Here is a 905-nt window from a genome sequence, read left to right as displayed (position 1 = left end):
GGCCCTTGTTCGGGCCGAGCATGAATCATCCGTAGCGATGGCTTAAGTCGCCCGGGCCGAAAAACTAGGTCACTCCAGTGTGGCCGCCAAGAAAATGCCGCAGGACGTTGTTGGTACGGTGTTCTCTCGCTATCAGGCCTCCAAGCTTGAAGCCTTGAAGCGCCGCCGCGCCGCCACGGACGCAGTGGAGCGGAAGAAGCATCAGTTGATGGCGATCCGCCCCGAGGGGTGGCGCTCCCTGTGGCCGCAGATTACTGACTACGAGAAGCTCTTCTTCGATGCCTTCACGCTTCTGCGCCCTGACTTGATTCACGTCCACGATCGCCACCCGATGGCGGGTGCCCAGAAGTACACGATGCTCTACAACGCCGAGCACCCCAATAAGCCGCCGGTGAAGTGGGTCTACGATGCCCACGAGTGGCTCCCCGGCCAGGTCTTCAGCCCGCCTGCACGCCACGGTGCCGGCTGGATCACTAGCGAAAAAGACCTGATGCGTGGTGCAAACTCCATCATCACTGTCTCCCCCGAACTCGCGGACAATTTCCGCAAGACCCACCGCCTGACCCGCACCCCCGGTGTGGTGGTGAATGCGCCTCGCAAGGGCGCGTGGGGAACCCGCGACGCAGGCCGCATCGACATCCGCACGGACGCCGGTGTTCCTGAAACCGCACCTTTGGCTGTCTACGTCGGTGCCATTGCAGAGCGCCGCGGCGTGCTCACGATGGTGGAGTCGCTCCAGTACCTACCGGAGATGCACGTGGCGTACCTCGCGGCGCGGGATCCCCGTTCCCGTGAAATGATCCGTAACAAGGCCCTCGAGCTCGGTGTTGGAATGCCCCGGTTTTTTCGGTCCACTCGACTTGAGTGTCGCGTGACCCCTCCTACCAGGAGGAAAGGGAAAATCA

1 protein-coding gene is annotated in these 905 nt (G+C 62.2%); it reads left to right on the top strand.

Annotated elements, in window-relative coordinates; all coding sequences use genetic code 11:
* Positions 1-79 precede the first annotated feature (79 nt).
* On the top strand, positions 80-905 hold an 826-nt coding region (locus C1Y63_RS12430; RefSeq protein ID WP_146128974.1), incomplete at its 3' end, for a glycosyltransferase.

Origin of the sequence: Corynebacterium sp. 13CS0277, assembly GCF_002994655.1 — a bacterium.
Taxonomy (GTDB): Bacteria; Actinomycetota; Actinomycetes; order Mycobacteriales; family Mycobacteriaceae; genus Corynebacterium.
Note: the sequence above shows the minus strand (reverse complement) of the source record. Positions and strands in the feature narration are given on the sequence as shown.